The 20712-nt window shown below is 63.5% G+C and carries 21 protein-coding genes and 1 tRNA gene; 20 read left to right on the forward strand and 2 right to left on the reverse strand.

Going from position 1 to position 20712, the window contains the following annotated elements; all coding sequences use genetic code 11:
• Positions 1 to 44: 44 nt before the first annotated feature.
• Positions 45 to 692 (reverse strand): 2-polyprenyl-3-methyl-6-methoxy-1,4-benzoquinone monooxygenase, encoded by a 648-nt coding sequence (gene coq7 / locus ABE488_RS05265; protein WP_346441708.1) that lies wholly within the window; start codon positions 690 to 692, stop codon positions 45 to 47.
• 204 nt (positions 693 to 896) lie between these two features.
• On the opposite strand from coq7, the gene rplM reads away from it, so the two are divergent.
• The 6 genes from rplM (at position 897) to maiA (ending at position 4444) form a co-directional block, all read left to right on the forward strand.
• Entirely contained in the window at positions 897 to 1325 is a 429-nt protein-coding gene (gene rplM, locus ABE488_RS05270) for a 50S ribosomal protein L13 (RefSeq protein ID WP_183427677.1), read from the forward strand.
• A 3-nt stretch (positions 1326 to 1328) separates the two neighbouring features.
• A complete protein-coding gene (gene rpsI, locus ABE488_RS05275) occupies positions 1329 to 1721 on the forward strand; it encodes a 30S ribosomal protein S9 (protein ID WP_346441707.1) in 393 nt (130 codons plus the stop codon).
• Between the two features lie 90 nt (positions 1722 to 1811).
• A tRNA-Gln gene (locus tag ABE488_RS05280) sits at positions 1812 to 1886 on the forward strand.
• A 104-nt stretch (positions 1887 to 1990) separates the two neighbouring features.
• Positions 1991 to 2725, forward strand: coding sequence for a 2OG-Fe dioxygenase family protein (locus ABE488_RS05285; RefSeq protein ID WP_346441706.1), 735 nt, complete (start codon positions 1991 to 1993; stop codon positions 2723 to 2725).
• A gap of 58 nt (positions 2726 to 2783) precedes the next feature.
• The gene (locus ABE488_RS05290) at positions 2784 to 3788 is read left to right on the forward strand and encodes a fumarylacetoacetate hydrolase family protein (RefSeq protein ID WP_346441705.1); all 1005 of its coding nucleotides are present in this window, start codon (positions 2784 to 2786) and stop codon (positions 3786 to 3788) included.
• Positions 3785 to 4444 (forward strand): maleylacetoacetate isomerase, encoded by a 660-nt coding sequence (gene maiA / locus ABE488_RS05295; RefSeq protein WP_346441704.1) that lies wholly within the window; start codon positions 3785 to 3787, stop codon positions 4442 to 4444. The genes ABE488_RS05290 and maiA overlap by 4 nt, the downstream gene beginning before the upstream one ends.
• A 10-nt stretch (positions 4445 to 4454) precedes the next feature.
• Here maiA and ABE488_RS05300 read toward each other — a convergent pair whose 3' ends face one another.
• Positions 4455 to 5567, reverse strand: a complete 1113-nt coding sequence (locus ABE488_RS05300; protein WP_346447397.1) for a PilT/PilU family type 4a pilus ATPase — start codon at positions 5565 to 5567, stop codon at positions 4455 to 4457.
• Here ABE488_RS05300 and ABE488_RS05305 point away from each other — a divergent pair.
• The 14 genes from ABE488_RS05305 to ABE488_RS05370 all read left to right on the forward strand — a co-directional run bounded on the left by ABE488_RS05305 (position 5515) and on the right by ABE488_RS05370 (position 20638).
• A complete protein-coding gene (locus ABE488_RS05305) occupies positions 5515 to 6042 on the forward strand; it encodes a DUF4398 domain-containing protein (RefSeq protein WP_346441702.1) in 528 nt (175 codons plus the stop codon). The genes ABE488_RS05300 and ABE488_RS05305 overlap by 53 nt on opposite strands.
• Before the next feature lie 2 nt (positions 6043 to 6044).
• Positions 6045 to 6620: a hypothetical protein gene (locus ABE488_RS05310; protein ID WP_346447398.1), complete on the forward strand. Its 576-nt coding sequence runs from the start codon at positions 6045 to 6047 to the stop codon at positions 6618 to 6620.
• 473 nt (positions 6621 to 7093) lie between these two features.
• The gene (locus ABE488_RS05315) at positions 7094 to 7315 is read left to right on the forward strand and encodes a YdcH family protein (RefSeq protein WP_047137910.1); all 222 of its coding nucleotides are present in this window, start codon (positions 7094 to 7096) and stop codon (positions 7313 to 7315) included.
• A gap of 127 nt (positions 7316 to 7442) precedes the next feature.
• Complete coding sequence (locus ABE488_RS05320; protein WP_346441700.1) at positions 7443 to 8819, forward strand: pyridoxal-phosphate dependent enzyme; 1377 nt, start codon at positions 7443 to 7445, stop codon at positions 8817 to 8819.
• A 175-nt stretch (positions 8820 to 8994) separates the two neighbouring features.
• Complete coding sequence (locus ABE488_RS05325) at positions 8995 to 10176, forward strand: cystathionine gamma-synthase (protein WP_346447399.1); 1182 nt, start codon at positions 8995 to 8997, stop codon at positions 10174 to 10176.
• Between the two features lie 6 nt (positions 10177 to 10182).
• Positions 10183 to 10977, forward strand: coding sequence for an ABC transporter permease (locus ABE488_RS05330; protein WP_346447400.1), 795 nt, complete (start codon positions 10183 to 10185; stop codon positions 10975 to 10977).
• The gene (locus tag ABE488_RS05335) at positions 10967 to 12328 is read left to right on the forward strand and encodes an ABC transporter ATP-binding protein (protein WP_346441697.1); all 1362 of its coding nucleotides are present in this window, start codon (positions 10967 to 10969) and stop codon (positions 12326 to 12328) included. Before ABE488_RS05330 ends, ABE488_RS05335 begins: the two co-directional genes overlap by 11 nt.
• On the forward strand, positions 12325 to 15948 hold the full coding sequence (locus tag ABE488_RS05340; RefSeq protein WP_346441696.1) for a glycosyltransferase: 3624 nt from the start codon (positions 12325 to 12327) through the stop codon (positions 15946 to 15948). Before ABE488_RS05335 ends, ABE488_RS05340 begins: the two co-directional genes overlap by 4 nt.
• Positions 15945 to 16973: a dehydrogenase gene (locus ABE488_RS05345; protein ID WP_346441695.1), complete on the forward strand. Its 1029-nt coding sequence runs from the start codon at positions 15945 to 15947 to the stop codon at positions 16971 to 16973. The genes ABE488_RS05340 and ABE488_RS05345 overlap by 4 nt, the downstream gene beginning before the upstream one ends.
• Positions 16970 to 17551: a D-sedoheptulose 7-phosphate isomerase gene (locus ABE488_RS05350; RefSeq protein ID WP_346441694.1), complete on the forward strand. Its 582-nt coding sequence runs from the start codon at positions 16970 to 16972 to the stop codon at positions 17549 to 17551. The genes ABE488_RS05345 and ABE488_RS05350 overlap by 4 nt, the downstream gene beginning before the upstream one ends.
• 2 nt (positions 17552 to 17553) lie before the next feature.
• Positions 17554 to 18249 (forward strand): sugar phosphate nucleotidyltransferase, encoded by a 696-nt coding sequence (locus tag ABE488_RS05355; protein ID WP_346447401.1) that lies wholly within the window; start codon positions 17554 to 17556, stop codon positions 18247 to 18249.
• Entirely contained in the window at positions 18249 to 18875 is a 627-nt protein-coding gene (locus ABE488_RS05360; protein ID WP_346447402.1) for an HAD family hydrolase, read from the forward strand. Before ABE488_RS05355 ends, ABE488_RS05360 begins: the two co-directional genes overlap by 1 nt.
• 73 nt (positions 18876 to 18948) lie before the next feature.
• A complete protein-coding gene (locus tag ABE488_RS05365; protein ID WP_346441691.1) occupies positions 18949 to 19857 on the forward strand; it encodes a methyltransferase domain-containing protein in 909 nt (302 codons plus the stop codon).
• 361 nt (positions 19858 to 20218) lie between these two features.
• Positions 20219 to 20638: a hypothetical protein gene (locus ABE488_RS05370; protein ID WP_346447403.1), complete on the forward strand. Its 420-nt coding sequence runs from the start codon at positions 20219 to 20221 to the stop codon at positions 20636 to 20638.
• Positions 20639 to 20712 lie beyond the last annotated feature (74 nt).

Consider the following 20712-nt stretch of genomic DNA (forward strand, 5'->3'; position numbering starts at 1 on the left):
CCCCAGACCTGCGCGTTGCGGACTGCCGCGTCGCAGCGCTGACGCTACAGCCGGTACGCCACCGTTTTCATCACCGACGAGGCGGCCGACATCAGCGAGGGGATCGGCCAGGGCAGTACGCGGGCACCGGCCAGTTCGGCCTGGTCGGCGTGCCGGGCTTCGTCTTCCTTCATCTGGCGCAGGATGTCGCGGCTGCGCGCGTCGGCCGGCGGCAACGTTTCGAGGTGCTCGTCCAGATGCGCCTCGACCTGGCGTTCGGTCTCGACCACGAAGCCGAGGTTCCAGCCATCGCCGCGCAGCCCCGCGAGCACGCCCAGCGCGTAGCTGCTGCCGTACCACAGCGGGTTGAACATGCTCGGTCGGCTGTCGAGTTCGTGCAGGCGCTGCGCGCACCAGGCCAGGTGATCGGTCTCTTCCTGGGCGGCCTCGAGCAGATGGTGGCGGGTGTCGGGCTCCCGCGCGACCGCGGCCTGCCCAAAGTACAGGCCCTGGGCGCAGACTTCACCGACATGGTTGATGCGCATCAGCCCGGCCGCGTGGCGGCGCTCGTGCGGGTCGAGCACGACGTCGGGGGTGCCGGCGGCCGGATTGGGCCGGGCGGCGGGCGGGTTGCCGAAGACCGTCTCCAACGCGCGCTGGGTCTCGACCAGGACCTGGTCGAGCGGGCCGAACCTTGTTCGGGACGATGACATCGCGGGGCTCCAGGTGTCCGGGGGCGGCTCATTGTCGGCGGTGCGGACAGACGATGCCAGCGCGGCCCACGCGCTTGGTTGCGCGCGGTGACCGGCCGCGCTATCATCCCGCCTCTTTGCTGCACCGTACACAACGCGAGGCGAAGTTCCGCCGGCCACCGGCGCAATCAGCCCGACCAGTCACCGACCGAGTACCAACCCGTCATGAAGACTTTCACCGCCAAGTCCGAGACCGTCCAGCGCGACTGGTATCTCGTCGACGCCACCGGCAAGACGCTGGGCCGCCTGAGCGCGGAAATCGCCCACCGCCTGCGCGGCAAGCACAAGCCCGTCTACACCCCGCACGTCGATACCGGCGACTACATCGTCGTGATCAACGCCGAGAAGATCGCGGTGACCGGCAAGAAGATGACCGACAAGCTCTATCACCGTTTCACGGGCTACATCGGCAACCTCAAGACCGAATCGCTGGGCCAGGCGCTCGAGCGCCACCCCGAACGCGTGATCGAGATCGCCGTCAAGGGCATGCTGCCGAAGAACACGCTCGGCCGTGCCATGTACCGCAAGCTCAAGGTGTACAAGGGTGCCGAGCATCCGCACGCCGCCCAGCAGCCGCAGCCCCTGGAACTCTAAGTCATGGCTATCACCCAGAATTACGGCACCGGCCGTCGCAAGTCCTCTGTCGCCCGCGTGTTCCTGCGCAAGGGCAGCGGCAAGATCACCGTCAACGACCGTCCGCTCGACGAGTTCTTCGGCCGCGAGACTGCGCGCATGATCGTGCGTCAGCCGCTCGAGCTGACCCAGAACACCGAGACCTTCGACGTCGTCGTCACCGCGACCGGCGGCGGCACCACCGGTCAGGCCGGTGCGATCCGCCTGGGCATCGCGCGCGCGCTGGTCGAGTACGACGAGACCTTGAAGACCGAGCTGCGCAGGGCCGGGTTCATGACCCGCGACGCGCGCGAAGTCGAGCGCAAGAAGGTCGGTCTGCACAAGGCACGCCGCGCCACGCAGTTCTCCAAGCGCTGATCGCGCTGGTTCGGATCCACGCGCGATGCGTGGATCCGGCATCGCTGGGACTTGCGATTTTTTGCGGTTTCAGCGGTACAATAGCGTCATAGCCCCGTCGCCAAGCGGTAAGGCACCTGACTCTGACTCAGGCATTCGGTGGTTCGAATCCATCCGGGGCTGCCATCTACGAAAAGCCCGCCGCAAGGCGGGCTTTTTTTGCGTCGAGATTCGTGCCGCCATCAAGCGTGTCTCGCCCGCAGGCAGGTCCCACGCCCTAGAATCTGCCGATGTCCAGCCCTCTTCCTCCGCTGTCCGACGCCGCAAGTGCGGTCGCCGATCTCAAGATCCACGGTTTCGCGGTGCTGGCGCCCGACGCGCTGTCGGCGCTGTGCGATGTCGCGGTCGCCGATCTCCAGGCGTTGCGACCGGACTGGGATGGATTGCCACCCGACGGGTATCTGCGCGATGGCGGGCGCTATCGCCGGCGCCGCCATGCCTGCTACGTGCAGCACGGCGACCAACTCGTCCCGGCGGCGCGGCGCGCACACTGGCAGTCGGAGGATTACAACGCGTTGCACGGCGGCATGCATCGCTGGTTCGAGCCGGTCTGCGCGACGACGGCTGCGGCACCGGCCTGGGCCTCGCTGATCGCCGGGCTGGGGGCGGTGTTCGGGCAGGTGCGCGCGCATCAGCCCTGGTACGTGGAGGCGCACCAGTTCCGCATCGACACCACCGACGGCATTGGACGGCCGACACCGGAAGGCGCGCATCGCGACGGTGTGGATTTCGTCGCTGTGCTGCTCGTCGCGCGCGAGGGCATCAAGGGCGGCGAAACCCGCGTCTTCGATGCTGACGGCCCCCGCGGTCAGCGCTTCACGCTGACCCGGCCCTGGTCGGTATTGCTGCTCGACGACCACCGCGTCATCCACGAATCGACGCCGATCCAGCCGATTGACGACGCAGGCCATCGCGATACCTTGGTGCTCACCTATCGCAGCGGCGCGTTCCAGGGCGAGAACTGATCGCGGGCCGGCACTTGGTTACAATCGCAACGAATAGCCGACGCCAACCGGAGTTGCCATGAAGCTGGGTTCACTGAAGGAGGGCGGCCGCGACGGCACCCTGATCGTCGTCTCGCGCGACCTGGCCACGGCCGTGCGCGCGACTGGCGTGGCGGCCACGCTGCAGCAGGCGCTCGACGACTGGTCGAACGCGGCGCCCCGGCTCAATGCGCTCTACGAATCGCTCAATGCCGGCGATGCCGACGGCGTCTTCGACCTGGATGTCGGCCGACTCGCCGCACCGCTGCCGCGCGCCTACGAGTTCGTCGACGGCAGCGCCTACCTGCCGCACGTCGAGCGGGTACGGCGCGCGCGCGGCGCCGAGGTGCCCGAGAGCTTCTATACCGATCCGCTGATGTACCAGGCGACCAGCGCCGGGTTCTACGGCCCGCGCGACACGGTCAAGGTGGCCAGCGAGGACTACGGCATCGACCTGGAAGCGGAGATCGTCGTGGTCACCGACGATGTGCCGATGGCCGCGACGCCGGCGCAGGCGGCCGGCCATATCCAGCTCGTCGGCCTGGTCAACGACGTCAGCCTGCGCAACCTGATCCCGGGCGAACTCGGCAAAGGCTTCGGCTTCCTGCAGTCCAAGCCGAGGTCGGCGCTGAGCCCGGTGTTCGTAACGCCGGACGAACTGGGCGACGCCTGGCGCGACCACAAGCTGCACCTGCCGCTGGTGACCCACGTCAACGGCGAATGGTTCGGGGCGCCGGAGGCGGGCGTGGACATGCAGTTCGACTTTGCGCACCTAGTGGCCCACGCCGCCAGGACGCGGCCGCTGACCGCGGGCACGATCGTCGGTTCGGGCACCATCGCCAACGCCGACACCGGCAAGGGGGCCTCGTGCTTCGCCGAGCGTCGCGTCGTGGAAACCCTCGAGCATGGCGCGCCGAAGACGCCGTTCCTGTCGTTCGGCGACACGGTGCGCATCGAGATGCTCGATGCGTCGGGGGCGAGCATCTTCGGTGCGATCGAGCAGGTGGTCGAGCGCTACGTGCCCGACCCGGACGCTGACGCGTGACCGACGCCGCGCTGACGCTGTACGGCTATTGGCGTTCGAGCGCTGCGTACCGCGTGCGCATTGCGCTGCATCTCAAAGCACTGGCATTCGCATCGGAGCCGGTGCATCTGCTGCGTGACGGCGGCGAGCAACGCGCACCCGCGCATGCGGCGCGCAATCCCCAGCGTCTTGTGCCGGTGTTGCGGCATGGCGAGCGGATGCTGACCCAGTCGCTGGCGATCATCGAGTACCTCGACGAGGTCTTCCCGTCGTTGCCGTTGCTGCCGGCCGATCCGGTCGCGCGCCATCGCGCGCGTGCGCTGGCGCAACTGGTGGCCTGCGACATCCATCCCCTCGGCAATCTGCGCGTGTTGCAGTTCCTGGAGCGCGAGTGGGGCATCGATCCGGTAGCGCGCACGCGCTGGATCGAGCGCTGGGTCGCTGACGGGCTCGCGGCGTTCGAGACCCTGCTCGGCGAGGCACCCGAAGCGGGCAGGTTCTGCGTCGGCGATGCGCCCGGGCTCGCCGATTGCGCACTGGTCCCGCAGCTCTACAACGCTCGCCGCTTCGGCATCGATCTTGCGCCGTATCCGCACATCCTCGCGATCGAATCGGCCTGCCTGGCGATGCCGGCATTCACCGCGGCCCGGCCCGAAGCCCAGCCCGACGCCGCCTAGAGGCCGCGCACTACAGCGACTGCGGGGCGAACACGTCCGCGTATGGGTCGTGGGCGTCGGTCGCACCTTCGGAGAGCCGAAATTTCAGGTCCAGGCCGTCGCGCGAGTCGGCCGCGCGCAGCGCGGTCTCCCGCTCGATGCGCCCGCTCTTGTAGAGCCGGTACAGGCACTGGTCGAAGGTCTCCATGCCTTCTTCGAGCGATTCCTCCATCGCCTGCTTGACCTCGTGGACATGACCACGGCGCAGCAGGTCGCGGATCGTCGGCGTGTTGAGCAGCACCTCGGTCGCCGGCAGCCGACGGCCGTCCACGCCCTCGACCAGGCGTTGAGAGATCACCGCACGCAGATTCAGCGACAGGTTCATCAGCACGTTCTTGTGCGCGGCCTCGGGGAAGAAGTTGAGGATGCGTTCGATCGTCTGGTCGGCGTTGTTGGAGTGCAGGGTGGCCAGGCACAGATGCCCGGTCTCGGCGAACGCGATCGCCGCCTCCATCGTGGTCGCGTCGAGGATCTCGCCGATCAGGATCACGTCGGGCGCTTCGCGCATCGCGTTCTTCAACGCATTGTGGAAGGTTTGGGTGTCGATCCCGACCTCGCGTTGGTTGACCAGCGAGCGCTTGTGCTTGTGCAGGTACTCGATCGGGTCCTCGATCGTGAGGATGTGGCCGGCCGAACAGGTGTTGCGGTGATCGATCATCGACGCCAGCGTCGTCGACTTGCCCGAGCCGGTCGAGCCCACGATCAGCACGAGCCCACGCGGGGCGGTGATCACGTCCTTGAGCACCTGCGGCAGCTGCAGCTGCGCGATGTCGGGAATCCTGCTGCTGATCGCGCGCACGACCATGCCGGCCTCGCCACGCTGGCGGAACACGTTGACCCGGAAGCGGCCGACCTCGGGCAGCGAGTAGGCCATGTTCATTTCCAGATCGCGCTCGAAGCGCCGGATCTGCTGCTCGTCCATCATCGAGTAGGCGATCTGGCGGACGACCCCGGGCGCCAGATGTGTGCCCTCGAGCGGCTGCAACCGGCCTTCGATCTTGATGTGGATCGGCGCGCCGGTGCTCAGGAACATGTCCGACGCGCTTTTTTCCGTCATCAGCTTCAGAAACGGGCCGATGTCCATGTATGAATTCCCCACGGGCGGCCGGGGCGCATTGCGCAGCCCCGGCTTGCTGACGACAATGCCCGTCATGACGATTTTCGGGCACGATGCTTCGATGAAGACAAGCTTCGCATACATCCGGCCGCTGCTGGGCGCGGCGGTGCTCGCCTGTGCCCTGTCGCTCGCAGGCTGTGCCAGCGCGCCGCCCCCGACCGAGGATCTCGCGGCCGCGCGGCTGTCGGTCGCCCGCGCCGGCGACGCCGACGCCGACCAGTACGCACCGATGCAGATCGACCAGGCGCGTCGCGCGCTCGAACAGGCGCAGGCGGCGGCCGGCAACGGCCGCGACGCTGAAGCGCGCACGCTGGCGCTGTCGGCTTCCGCGCTCGCCGACCTGGCCCACGCCCGCGCGCGCCAGGCGGTCACCGAGGCCGAGTTGGCGCAGCGACGCGCCGAGATCACCAATTTGCGCCAGCGGCTGCAGGGGGAGGACTGAGCATGCGCCTGTCGATTCTGACGCTCGCCCTGACCATGGTCGTGTCCACGGCCTGGGCCCAGTCGGGCACTGGCACTGATGAAGCCGCGCTCCAGCAGCGGCTGCAGGCCATCGATGCCGACGCCGGCACCGCCGGTGCGGCCGCCTACGAGCGTCTGCAGGCGCGCCAGGCCCTGGCCGCACTCGCCACGGCGCGGAGCAGCCAGCGCGCGTCCGCGCTGCAGATCGCGCAATGGCGAGTGGAAACGGCCGAAGTCGCCGCGAAGACCGAGGTCGCCCGACGGGAGCTGGGGGGGCTCGAGCGCGACCGCGCCCAGTTGCTGGTCGAAGCCAGCCAGCAGGACGCTGTGCGGGCGCGCCAGGAGGCCGAGCGCCTGCGCATCCAGGCACAGATCCAGGCCGAGGAGGCCGCACGCCTGCGTCTGGCGGCCGAGGAGGAGCTGGCCGCGCGTCAGCAGGCCGAGACTGTGTTGCAGGGCGTCGCAAGCGGCGAGGCCGCCAAGCTGCGCGCCGCGCGCCAGCGTGAAGCCGAACTCAAGCGGCGCGAAGCCGAACTGCTCAAGAGCCTCGAGCCCTGAGCCGCCCCGCCGGGCGGTCTCGGACGGTCCGGCGCGCATGCTGCCCCTTGCCGTCGCCCCGGCCGCGCCATGGTGCGTGGGCGAAAGGCGGCGCATCACATCGATGAATCCAAGTGGAATCAACTACTTGGCGTTGTCTTCACTCGCCGGCCGCGTCATGGCGCGATGCGCGCGGGCTCCCGAGTGCCGCGCTTAACACATCTGGCGGCGCCGTCTTCGGCAGCGTGCCTTCGGGGCCTTGCCGCCGTTGCGACCCCGGAGTAGGGTCGATTGCACCGGGTGGTCTCCTCTTTCGCCATCCGGTCAACGAACCAGGCCGATGACCGAGACGATTTCCCACGAGGTTCCCGATGCCCGCCCCAAGCGCGGCGCCGCATGCCCGAGCGGATCTTTCGCGCCATCCCTGGAGGCCGTCCCCGCAGCGCCCCTGCCGTCGCCGGCCGGGGCGTTCGCATTCGTGTCAGGAGGATTTCATGTTCGAAGCGCACTCGCAGGTGGAACTCGAAGAAATCATGAAGGGCAATGTCGAGTTCCGACAGCTCTACTACCGGCACAAGGAGTTGGACAAGAAGGTGCTCAACGCCGAGTTGGGCGTGTTGCCGGTGGATGAAGCCACGCTGTCGCAGATGAAGCGCGAGAAGCTTGCCGCGAAGGACCGCCTGGCGTCGATGTACGACGCAATGCAGAAGCACTAGGTTCACGTCAGTCGCGGGCGGTGGCGGTCATCCTCGTCGGCCGCCATCGCCCGCGAATGCCGGGTGCCGCGACCTGCGCCCTGGCGATAAGCGATAATCGGAGGCCCCCTGCTGTGGACCGGACCCCATGCCGATCGCTTCCTCCGTCCTCGACCTGATTGCCGAGACCCCGATCGTCAAGGCGCGCCGCCTCGACGCCGGCGTCTGCGAGCTCTACTTCAAGCTCGAGAACCAGAACCCCGGCGGCTCGATCAAGGACCGGATCGGCCTGAGCATGATCGAGGCGGCCGAGCAGCGCGGCGACATCGCGCCCGGCGCCACCCTGGTCGAAGGCACCGCCGGCAACACCGGCATCGGCCTGGCGCTGGTGGCCCAGCAGAAGGGCTACAAGCTGATCCTGGTCGTGCCCGACAAGATGAGCCGCGAGAAGATCTTCAACCTCAAGGCAATGGGCGCCGAGGTCGTGCTGACCCGCTCGGACGTGGCCAAGGGCCATCCGGAGTACTACCAGGACCTCGCCGCGCGCATCGCCGCCGAGACCCCTGGCGCCTACTTCATCAACCAGTTCGGCAACCCCGACAACCCGGCCGCACACGAACACGGCACCGGCCCCGAGATCCTGCGCCAGATGGCCGAGGTCGGCGGTCTGGACGCCATCGTCTTCGGCTGCGGCAGTTCGGGCACGATGACCGGCCTGTCGCGCTGCTTTGCCGAGCACGCGCCCGACGTCGAACTGGTGCTTGCCGACCCGGTCGGCTCGATCCTGGCCGAGTACATCAACGACGGCACGCTCAGCGACAAGTCCGGCAGTTGGATGGTCGAGGGCATCGGCGAGGACTTCCTGCCGAGCATCTCCGACTTCTCGCGCGTGCGGCAGGCCTATGCGATCAGCGACCGCGAGAGCTTCCTGGCGGCGCGCGAACTGTTGCAGGCCGAGGGCATCCTCGGGGGCTCGTCCACCGGCACGCTGCTCGCTGCCGCGCTCAAGTACTGCCGCGCCCAGACGAGCCCCAAGAAAGTGCTGGTTTTCGTCTGCGACACCGGCAACAAGTACCTGAGCAAGCTCTACAACGACTACTGGATGCTCGACAACGGCTTCATCGAACGCGAGCAGCACGGCGACCTGCGCGACCTGATCCTGCGCCCGTACTCGCGCCGCGACACCGTCGTGCTGGCCCCCGGCGACCTGCTGGTCACCGCCTATCAGCGCATGAAGCTCTACGAGATTTCGCAGCTGCCGGTCATGGAGGGTGACCGGATCGTCGGCATCCTCGACGAGAGCGACGTGCTGCTGCATGTCTACGGCGACGAAAGCCGCTTCCGTGATCCCGTCTCGACCGCGATGGTGAGCAAGCTCGACTTCCTCGACGTCAAATCGCCGGTCGAAGCCCTGTTGCCGGTGTTCGACCGCGGCCAGGTCGCGATCGTCACCGAGGGTGAGCGCTTCCTCGGCCTGATCACCCGGATCGACCTGCTGAACTACCTGCGGCGGCGGGTGCAGTAGGCGGCCTGCTGGGGGCTGTCGGGCTGATCCCTGCCCGACTCGCCCTTGCTTGCAGCGCCTCCGGCGCCACCCTACCTGAACGGCGTGCGCACGGACCTCGGTGCGCGCCGTCGCGCCGTGGGGCGCGCGAGGCCCGATGCTAGAATCGCCGGCCAGTCGAACAGGACCTTCTTCCATGACCGATGACCGCAACGCGGCCGATCCGGCGCAGTGGGCACTCGGCACCAAGGCGATCCACGCCGGCCAGTCGCCCGACCCGAGCACCGGGGCGGTCATGCCGCCGATCTACGCGACATCGACCTACGCCCAGTCGAGCCCGGGCGAACACCAGGGCTTCGAGTACTCGCGCACGCACAACCCGACCCGCTTCGCCTACGAGCGCTGCGTGGCGGGCCTGGAAGGCGGCAGCCGCGGCTTCGCCTTCGCTTCGGGCATGGCCGCCACCGCGACGCTGCTGGAACTGCTCGACAGCGGCGACCATGTCATCGCGATGGACGACCTGTACGGTGGCACCTACCGCCTGTTCGAGCGTGTGCGCACGCGCAGCGCCGGCCTGACGTTCAGCTATGTCGACCTGACCGACCCCGACGCATTCGACGCCGCGGTGACCGACAGGACCAAGCTCGTCTGGATCGAAACGCCGACCAACCCGCTGCTCAAGATCGTCGACATCCAGGCGATCGCCGAGCGGGCGCACCGCCGCGGCCTGCGGGTCGTCGTCGACAACACCTTCGCCTCGCCGATCGTCCAGCGCCCCCTCGAACAGTGGGCCGACATCGTCATGCATTCGGCCACCAAGTACCTCAACGGCCACTCGGACATGGTCGGCGGCATCCTCGTTGTCGGCGACGACGCCGACTTGGCCGAGCAGATCGCATTCCTGCAGAACTCCGCCGGCGCCGTCCAGGGGCCTTTCGACAGCTTCCTGGCCCTGCGCGGCCTCAAGACCCTGCACCTGCGCATGCGCGCCCATTGCGAGAACGCCCAGGCGCTGGCCGAGTTCCTCAACGCACATCCCGCCGTCGAGCAGGTGATCTACCCCGGTCTCGCCTCGCACCCGCAGCACGCGCTAGCGAAGCGCCAGATGGACGGTTTCGGCGGCATCGTCTCGGTCCGTATCAAGGGTGGCTACGAGGCGGCCAAGCGCTTCTGCGAACGCACCGAACTGTTCACCCTCGCCGAATCGCTCGGTGGCGTGGAGAGCCTGGTCAACCATCCGGCGGTGATGACCCACGCCTCTGTGCCGCCGGCGCGGCGCGCGCAGCTGGGGATCCACGATGACCTGGTGCGGTTGAGTGTTGGGGTGGAGGGGGTGGAGGATCTCAGGGCCGACCTTTCCCGATCCTTGGCGAAGTGAATTGACATGGGCCTGCTCTCTGCGTTCGGACGTGACCGCTCCCTCGCGTTCGAGCTGACGCGGCGTGAAATTCTGGGGCGATACAGAGGTGCAAGCTTCGGCATGCTCTGGTCGCTGATCACGCCGTTTCTGATGTTGCTGGTCTACACCCTTGCATTCGGATTCATCATGAAGGGGCGCTGGCCCGGCTCATCTGGTTCGACGACCGATTTCGCATTGATCCTGTTCGCTGGCCTGACAGTCCATGGGTTCTTCGCGGAATGCTTCACGCGGGCGCCACAATTGATCGTCGCCAACACCGGCTACGTGAAACGGGTGGTGTTTCCGCTGGAAATCCTGGTCTGGAGCATGGCCTTCTCTGCGCTGTTCCATTTGGCCACGAACATGTTGGTTCTGTTACTGCTGTTCGTCGGTGTCAAAGGCGTTGTCCATCCCACGGCGCTGCTTCTGCCGATCATTCTGGCGCCGTTGGTCATTCTGACGGTTGGCGTGTGCTGGATTGTATCGGCGCTTGGCGTCTACCTCCGGGACATTGGTCAGATTGCAGGCGTGATCGCCGCAGCGATGCTGTTCCTCTCGTCGGCAATCATTCCCGTCGAGTCCGTTCCCGAAAGCTACAGACTCGTCTTCGAGCTTAATCCGCTCACCTTCATCATCAATCAGGTTCGCGAGGTCGTGATTTGGGGGCGGGGCCCGGATTGGACTGGCCTGGGCATCTACACCGCGATCGCATGCGCGTTCGCCGTCGTGGGCTACTTGGTGTTCAAAAAGCTGCGCGTGGGATTTGCCGATGTCATCTGAACACGTAGACGTCGACAACGTGATTGAAGTCAAGTCGGTGGGCAAGTCCTACCATATGTACGAACGGCCGTCGCATCGTCTGTGGCAGGCGATGCTGGGCAAGCGCAAGTCGTTCTACAAGGATTTCTGGGCACTGCGCGATGTCAGTTTCTCGATCCGTCGTGGCCAGACGGTGGGCATCGTGGGGCGCAATGGATCCGGAAAGTCGACGCTGCTGCAAATGATTGCCGGTACGTTGAATCCAACAGAGGGCAGTGTCGTCGTTCGTGGCAAGGTGGCGGCGCTGCTTGAGCTCGGTAGTGGGTTCAATCCCGAGTTCACTGGGCGGGAAAATGTCTACCTCAACGCGACGATCCTGGGGCTAAGTCGGGATCAGATTGAGCAGCGATTGGAAAGTATTCTCGAATTCGCCGACATCGGCGAATTCATCGATCAGCCGGTCCGAAGCTACTCCAGTGGCATGTCCGTGCGACTGGCCTTCGCGGTTATCGTGCACGTCGACGCTGACATCCTGATTATCGATGAGGCACTGGCGGTAGGCGATGCGTTCTTCTCCCAGAAATGCATGCGATTCTTGAGGGAATTCCAGAAGAAGGGAACATTGTTGTTCGTCAGCCACGATGCCGCGGCAGTGACGAACTTGTGCGAAAGTGCGGTCTGGCTCCACAACGGGCGCATGAGGATGACCGGCACGTCCCGTGAAGTCGTCGAGTCCTACATGACCGAGCAGCACGTCGTCGGTCGACGCGAAGCGGGTGCTGAGGACATCGTGGTCACGCACAAATCGCCGCGGCGTGTCGACCGCAGCGCTGCAGATTTTCGCCTGGATGAATTCCGAGAGGCTGGTGTCCGGCACCGCATTGCGGTATTTGAGTTTGATCCTGACACTGTGGGTCGCGAGTTCGGTGCGCAGGGCGCACGTATCGTCGATGTCCGTCTTAGGACAGACGATGGGCATCCCATTCAAGTTGTAGAGGGCGGGGAACTCGTCAGACTCGAGATTCTCGTCGCCCTGGAGCAGGCGCTGGACAAGCTGATCGTCGGTTTCTATGTCAAGGATCGACTCGGGCAGCGATTGTTCGGGGACAATAGTTACTTTGCCTATAGAGAAAACCCCGTCGGTGGCGTTGCGGGCGAAACGATCGTCGGATCGTTCCTGTTCCGCATGCCGGTTCTTCCTTCTGGTTCGTACATGATTGATGCTGCCGTCGCTTCTGGTGATCAATACGACCATACCCAGCAGCATTGGATTCATGATGCGCTGGAGTTCCGCGGCGTGGATGAAACCATGCGCTTCGGGCTGATCGGTCTTCCCATGCTGTCCATCGAGGTTTCGAAAGAATCGCAATGATCGAGTTCACAGGCGAGCGATATGTCCCCACCGAACAGGGCGTGATCCGGCAGGAACACCTACATCGCTATGCCTGGTGCCTTCCTCTGGTTGACGGGAAGGATGTCCTTGATATCGCCAGCGGCGAAGGCTACGGGAGTGCGATGCTGGCACGCCGAGCTCGTTCAGTATGCGGAGTCGATATTTCTTTGGAAGCGGTCGGCCACGCTGCCGCGCGCTATGCGGACATCGATAACTTGTGTTACCTGGCGGGTTCGGCAGCGTCGATTCCCCTCAACGACGACAGCGTGGACATCGTCGTTTCGTTCGAGACCGTCGAGCACCTGCTCGAGCAACATGAGATGCTGGCCGAGATTCGCCGCGTACTCCGGCCCGATGGCGTTTTGGTAATGTCTTCGCCGAACAAGGCGGTGTACTCCGATCAGGCTGGTTATCACAACGAGTTTCATGTTCGCGAGCTCTATCTTGACGAGCTCGAGGACCTTGTGGCGCGTCAGTTCCCGGCAATGCGCATGTATGGGCAGCGCATGGCGGTATGCTCGACCATCGTTGCTGTAGAAGGGGCCCAGCGTGAAGCGGCATATCGAGGCTTGACCGACACCGGAGAGGTCGTGGAAGAGCGCGTCGCCTCGACGCGTGATGCGGTCTACTTCATCGTGGTAGCCGCTGCGGATCAATCCATCCTGTCTGGCATGCCAGCATCGGTTCTTTACTCCGAGGTTGAGGATATCTATGCGCTTCAGCATCGGACTGCGCGATGGGCGCAAGGCGTAGATGGAGAGCGCGAAAAGGCGGTGCAGTGGGCACGCTCGCTAGAAGCGGATCTGCGCAAGTCTCAGGGCGAGTACCGGCGTATTGAGAAGGAGTTCGAGGGGCGGACACGGTGGGCTCTCGAATTGAACGCCATCGTAGAGAGCATAGGAGGCGCGCAAGGAGCGGAGGCCATGCGTGGAGAGATCGATCGACTGCGAGGTCTCAATGCCGACTTGGCGGCCGAGAGCGGCCGGCTAACCCGGGAGCGAGACGCGGTCGTCTTGCAGCTCGGTGCAGTAGCAGCGAAGCGAGACGCAGTCGCCTCGCAACTGGAGGCAGTAGCGGGAGAGCGAGACGCAGTCGCCTCACAGTTGCAGGCGGTAGCGGGAGAGCGAGACGCAGTCGCCTCACACCTGCAGGCGGTAGCGGCGGAGCGAGATGCGCTGATCGTCGCCAGGGATGAGGTCTTGTCTCGTTTGGAAGACGAGCGGCGCGCGGCGCGTTTCCATGCCGATTATCTGCGTGAGGCACTCGAGACCGCCGATCAGAGTCTTGCGCAGAAGCTGCAGCTCTTCGAAGGCTTGCGACAAAGGACAGGTTTGGCCTCGCCGGCAAAGAGCAGTGGCGGCACGGAGCTTGAGATCAGGCAGATCATCGCCAGCTATGACGACCAGTTGAACGGTCTCAGCGAGACATTGAACAGGGTGCTCGAATCGAAATCCTGGCGCTTCACAAGGCCCATGCGTTTTGCGTCGAGACTGCTGCGAGGTGATGCGCCTGCGGTCCTTGCTTCTTTGCGTGGCTCTTCTCTTGCTCGCCATCGATGGTTGGCGCCATTCGCGCGGCCTGTACGCAACTGGTTGTTGAGTCAGAGCAAGGAGAGCGTGCAGCCGCCGGCGGATCTGTCATTGCCTGCGGTGCTGGAAAGCGGCGACGAGATCCTCAGGTCCCTGTCCTTCCCTGCGTGTGATGCGCCAGAGGTCAGTATCGTCATCCCTGCTTATGGGAATCTGCCGCATACCCTCTCGTGCCTGCAGTCAATCGCGAAGTATCCGCCTGCCGCGACCTACGAAGTCATTGTGTTGGAGGATGCGTCCGGCGACCCGGACATCGAGAAACTCGAGTCGCTGGTTGGATTGCGCTTCCATCGGAACGCGGAGAATTTAGGCTTCTTGCTGTCCTGCAATCAGGCTCTCGAGCTGGCACGCGGGCGTTATGTGTATTTTCTGAATAACGACACCGAGGTCCGGCCGGGCTGGCTGGATGCGATGCTCGATGTTTTCGAGAAGCACTCGGATTGTGGCATGGTCGGTTCCAAGCTCATCTATCCGGATGGTCGTCTGCAGGAGGCGGGTGGCATCGTCTGGCAGGACGGATCGGCTTGGAACTATGGCCGCTTGGATGATCCGTCTCTAAGCCAGTACAACTATCTGCGGCGCGCGGACTACTGTAGCGGCGCCAGTCTGCTCATCACGACGGAGTTGCTGCGCCGATTGGGTGGATTCGATCCCGCGTTCGTGCCGGCGTACTGCGAGGATTCGGATCTGGCATTCCGGGTGCGGCAGGTCGGACTCGAGCTTTACTACTGCCCGGCATCTGAGGTCGTGCATTACGAAGGGATTTCTCACGGAACCGATACCAGCAGCGGCACGAAATCCTATCAAGTGGCCAATCAGCGCAAGCTATACGAACGTTGGAAGGCCGAGTTGTCCCAGCATCCGCAGAATGGCGAGCACGTGGTTCTGGCGCGTGATCGTGGCTGGCAACGCGAGACGATCATGATCGTCGATCACTACGTACCGCAGCCGGATCGTGACGCTGGGTCGCGAACGATGATAGCGTTTATCGATGCACTGATTGCCCAGGGCTGTCTCGTCAAGTTCTGGCCCGATAATCTCTACTACGATCCTGTGTACACGCCGCCGCTGCAAGCGAGGGGGGTGGAGGTAATGTACGGTGGCCAATGGGTGGGCGGCTTCGCTCGCTATCTTGGCGAGAATCCTCACATCGGTGCCGTGATGCTCTCGCGTCCGCATATTTCCGAGCACTATCTCGAGGCATTGAAGCAGAATCCTCATGTTCACTCCGTTTACTACGGGCACGATCTGCACTTTCGTCGCATGGAGATGGAAGCTCGGCGTAATGGAGGAGACGATTCCGACGCACGCGATATGGAACGTCTGGAGCGCAAGATATGGAGCTCGGTGAATTGTGTTCTATATCCATCACCGGAGGAGACGAGTGATGTCCGCATGCTCGCTTCGGATGTCGACGTGCGCACGATCCTTCCCTACGCATTCGATGTCTTCGAGGAGGATGCCGTCCCGGCCCATCGAAGTGGAATTATCTTCGTGGCGGGGTTTGCGCACGGCCCCAACGTTGATGCCGCGCGATGGCTAGTCGAAGCGATCATGCCTCTCGTATGGGAGGCGCGGCCGGATGTCAGACTGTCTTTGGTCGGCTCCAATCCTACCGCTGAAGTGCTTGCGCTGGCCGGATCTCACGTCGAGGTGACAGGATTCGTCAGCGATGACGAGTTGACCAAGCGTTATGCCTCCGCACACGTGGCGGTGGTGCCGCTTCGGTTTGGTGCGGGCGTCAAGGGCAAGGTCGTTGAGGCAATGCAGCAGGGGGTACCGATCGTGACCACGCCCGTCGGTGCACAAGGTCTTGATGGTCTAGAACGTGTTGCTTCGATCTTGGATGAACCTGAAGCGATTGCGGCGCAGTTGGTGAGCCTGATGGCAGACGACACACTTTGGATACGGCGATCCAGGGACGCGGCGGCCTATTGTCGCGCCCGCTTCTCGCGCGAGGCCCTTGGGCGCGCGCTGGCGTCTGCGTTCGCTAGGGAGGCTGCGCGATGATTGTTCGTTCACGTGCACCCCTGCGCCTTGGGCTGGCGGGAGGAGGAACCGACGTATCGCCGTTCTGCGACCAGTTCGGCGGTCACGTGATGAATGTCACTATTGATAAGTATGCCTACGCGACGCTGGATCCTTCGCCGCAGGGAAAGGCGGAGTTCTACGCGCAGGATGCCGACGTCTATGAGTGCACGGATCCTGCCGAGGTCGAAGCCGTGGCCGGCCCTTTGCAATTGATGAAGGGCGTCTACTTGAGGGTCAGCGAAGAGTTCCTCGGTGGCCGGCGGCCTGCGGTCCGCATACGTGCGCATTCTGACGCTCCGCCCGGATCAGGACTGGGATCCTCGTCCACCATGGTGGTGGCGATGGTCACAGCTTTTGCTGAGTATTTCTTGTTGCCTCTGGGGGAGTATGAGATCGCACAGCTCGCATATCGCATCGAGCGAAGCGACTTGGGCCTGTCGGGGGGGAAGCAAGACCAGTACGCCGCGGCGTTCGGTGGTTTCAATTTCATGGAGTTCTATGCTTCGGATCGCGTGATCGTGAATCCACTGCGTATCAAGGAATGGATATGGAGCGAGTTGGAGATGGGGCTTGTGCTGTATTTCACTGGTGTTTCCAGGGAGTCGGCGAAGATCATCGACGAGCAATCCCGCAACATCCACGAGGGCCGCGTCACTTCGCTCGATGCCATGCACCGACTGAAGGAAGAGGCCAGCCAGATGAAGGAGTCCCTGTTGAAAGGTGACTTCGAGAGACTCGCTCAGGTGATGCAGTCAGGCTGGGAAGCCAAGAAGCAGAGTGCGAGTAGCATCAGTAACCCGATGATCGATGAGATTGAAGCGTTGGCGATGCGACATGGCGCCCGTGCGACCAAGGTGTCGGGTGCTGGCGGCGGCGGTTTCATGATGTTCCTATGTGATCCGGCCAACCGCCTGCCTCTGGTGCGCGCTTTGTCCAGTGCTGGCGGCACCGTGTTTGACACTCACTTTACGGATCAGGGGGCTAAGGCATGGAAACTGGGATGACAAAGCAGTATATCGAGGCCGAGTTTGCCAAGGCGCTGGCCAATTTCCAGAAGATGCAGAGCGACCCGGCATTGGCCGCGCAGATCGAAGCCGCCGTCTCATTGTGTGTGGACGCTTTGCGCAATGGCCGGAAAATCATGTTTGCCGGTAATGGCGGCAGCGCCGCCGATGCCCAGCACTGGGCTGGGGAGCTTGTGAGCCGCTTTTACTACGATCGGCCAGGTTTGCCCGGCATCGCTCTCACCACAGATACGTCGATTCTGACGGCGATCGGGAACGATTATGGCTATGACTACGTGTTCGCCAGGCAGGTCGAAGCTTTGGCTCAGGATGGGGATGTGCTCGTCGCTATCTCTACCTCGGGCCGGTCGAAGAACATCCTGAGCGCTTTGGATGCATGCGAGCGGAAGGGCGTGAAAGTGATCGGATTCACGGGGGGGCAGGGCGGTGAGATGGTGCATCGCTGCGAAATCTGTTTCCGGGTGCCTTCCGACGAGACGCCTCGTATTCAAGAGGGGCATGAGTTCATTGGCCACCTGCTGTGCGCTTTGATCGAAAGCGCCATGTTTCCAAGGTGAGCATGCGCTGCGACGAGGTGCTGATCCTGGCGGGTGGACTCGGCACGCGCTTGCGTAGCGAAGTGCCCGATCTGCCTAAGCCACTGGCGCCGGTGAACGGCAGGCCTTTTCTCTCGTATCTGCTCGATCGATACGCAAACGTCGGCATGCGGCGTTGCATCCTCGCGACCGGCTATCTGGCCGAGATGATCCATCGAACCGTAGGGGATCGCTGGGCGGGGATGGAGATCGTGTACTCGCACGAGGACGAACCATTGGGAACGGGGGGGGCGATCGCAGCTGCTACGCGCTTGGCCGCGGGCGGTGGTTTGCATGTGTGCAATGGCGACACGTATCTCATCTACGCGCCGTCGGCGCTGGAGGCGGCGGCCGCGGACGGCATGGCGATCGCCTTGGCGCAAGTAGAGGATGTGTCCCGCTATGGCGCCGTCGCTGTCGACAAAGGCAGAGTGCTGCGCTTCGAAGAGAAGCGCGCCGGCGGTGCAGGATTCATCAATGCGGGAAGCTATTTTCTTGACGCAGAAGCGTTATCGCGTCTGCCGCAGGGGCGAGCGTTCTCGTTCGAGAAGGAGGTTCTCGAGCCTGAAGCGGCTGGCGGGCGAGTGGGCGCCCTTGTCGAGACGAGCGGTTTCATCGATATCGGTGTTCCCAGCGATTTCAGGCGTGCGCAAGCCCTTTTCGCGCCAGGTGACCGCTGATGAATGCCTGCCGCCCGAGGATAGAAGGGGTGTCGCCAGGTCCGCTGTCATCCGAGCGAAGGCCGGCGATCTTTCTCGATCGGGATGGCGTGATCAACATGGATCACGGATACGTCAGCACCCCTGAGGCAACTACCTGGGTGCCAGGTATTTTTGATCTCTGCAGGTTGGGCCAAGAGCTCGGCTACGTGCTGCTCGTGGTGACCAATCAGGCAGGCATAGGCAGGGGGCTGTATACGGAGGCCCAGTTCAGTTCATACACGCGTTGGATGCTGGGTGAGTTCGCGGCGCGGGGTATTTCGCTTTCCGCTGTTTATTATTGCCCGCATCATGCGGATGCCGGCGTTGGCGACTACAAAGCGATCTGCTGCTGCCGCAAGCCTGCCCCCGGCATGTTGCTGGCCGCCAAAGAGGATTACGGTCTGGACCTGCGACGCTCGGTGATGATTGGGGACAACGTTTCGGACATGCAGGCCGGCCTTGCGGCAGGCGTTGGAACATGTGTGCGGCTGCTTCATGGCTCATGTAGTCTGCAGGCGGGGTTGGGATTTAGGCAGGCAATGGACCTGTCGGAAGTTGCCGGTCATGTTCGCGCGGCAGCAGCATCAGTATCGAACGCCTCATAGCGCGGAAATTGAATTAGGACGATCGGCTTGGTTTTGTCGTGCACTTGGGTTGTAGTCAGCAAGGAGTGCGGTGATGCAGGATTCACAAGAAGATGCATCGTCTCGATTGACCAGCGTCGCGAGCGATTCCGTTGGCTGCCTGCTTTGCGGCGATGTGGCTTCCAGCATGCGCAACGTGGACGGCGTCGATTATTACGAGTGTCCCGCCTGCGATTTCGTGTTTGCGGATCCGGTGTTCATCGAGCGCATCGATCGGGGCATGGCGAGCCGCGAGTACGACCAGGACTATTGGGCGTCCGAACTCGCGTCGGCAAGACAGCGCTCTTATGGCTCGAGCCTAGCGCGGCTTGCGGAGGCACTGCTCTATTGCACGGTGCCGGTCAACAAGTTCATCGATATCGGGGCCGGGCCGGGCTATCTTCTTGATGCCCTCAGCGAATATCTGCCATCCAGTGCCGACGTCTTCTATGGCGTAGAAAAGTTCCCGCCTTCTGAAGAATACGCAACAGACAACAAGAACTACATTCGAGCCGATCTATCCGATGTGGAGATGAAGTTCGAGTGTGGTGTATGTGTAGAGGTCATTGAGCATCTCACGCCTAGCATGGCGAGAGCGCTGGCAGCATCGCTTGCGAAGGTGTCTTTGCCCGGGTCTCTCTATCTGTTCAATACTGGACTCACCGACTACGTTCGATATGAAGATCCCGGCTATCTAGATCCGTTTCGGCGTGGTCACATCACGTGCTGGTCCGTTCGGGCTGCTTCCCAGGTGTTCGAGCCGCATGGGTTTGTCGTCCGGCCGCTGGTCGGAAAGAGCTGGGCGTTCGTTGTCGAGATGCCAGGTGTGCCTGAGCGGATGGAGGTTCCTCTCGCCGATCGCATATGGACCGCTGAACTCCGTAACACGGGATTGCTGCGCGACACCAGGATGGGGGATGTGATGTACATCCTGGGCAGAGAAAGCGCGCGCGCCTATCGATAAACCCGTGCGTTTCCGTCGATGGCATCTCTTTGTCGCTTAGGCGAAGCGAACTCGCTGCGCGTTCTGGAGTAAAGCGTCACGCGTGCCGAGCCATGTGGTGTTTGTACATCGATCGAGACTGCGCCGCTGTGCACGGGCGCTCGCGTGGTGTTTACCCTTAGAGTCTTGGTCTCCGTGGCGATGGTTGTGCCAAGTGCCGCGATCTTCGTTCGCGGGACACTGTGAAGCGGAGCGGAACGCTTGCTATCATGCGGATGTGAAGGGGACGTGATAGGAAGGTTGCAGTTTGAGGGCGCCAATCATCGCCAGGACGGCCGCGACGAGCCGTTTCGTCATACTCATGTGTGTTATCGGAGCCGCGGTGGGAGCGGCGAGCAGATGGGTCGCCCTTGGCGATGCGCCCAGCCTGTTGGGCGTTGCGCTAGATGCGATGTTCACGTTGTGCTTTCTTTGGCTGATCAAGAAAGGGGGAGGCACCAGGACGCAGATCGTCGCTGCGCTGTGCGTTTGGATCCTCGTCTTCCAGTTCACGCATCTCGTAAAGCTGTCTGTGCTGGGCGTGCCCGCGTTCTTCGGCGATCTGTCGGCGCTTCGCGTATTGATGAGTGTGTCGGCTCCTTCGCATGTGGCCTTGTTCGCTGCCTCGATCGTACTTCTGTTGCTGGTGCTGGCGTTCGGCCTGTGGCCGGCGAGCCGGAAGCAGATGTTGTGGCCTCTCGCCGCGTTGTCGATGCCGTTGGCGTTGGGCGGTCTCAAGAATCAAGTGCAACACGTGATTTGAAGTCGATGATTTCCCTCTCCATCACCTGGGCTGGTGTTGCCCAGCCGAGCGTCTTGCGCGGTCGCCCGTTCATC

Source organism: Luteimonas sp. TWI662, from assembly GCF_039673825.1.
In the GTDB taxonomy this organism is placed as follows: Bacteria; Pseudomonadota; Gammaproteobacteria; order Xanthomonadales; family Xanthomonadaceae; genus Luteimonas.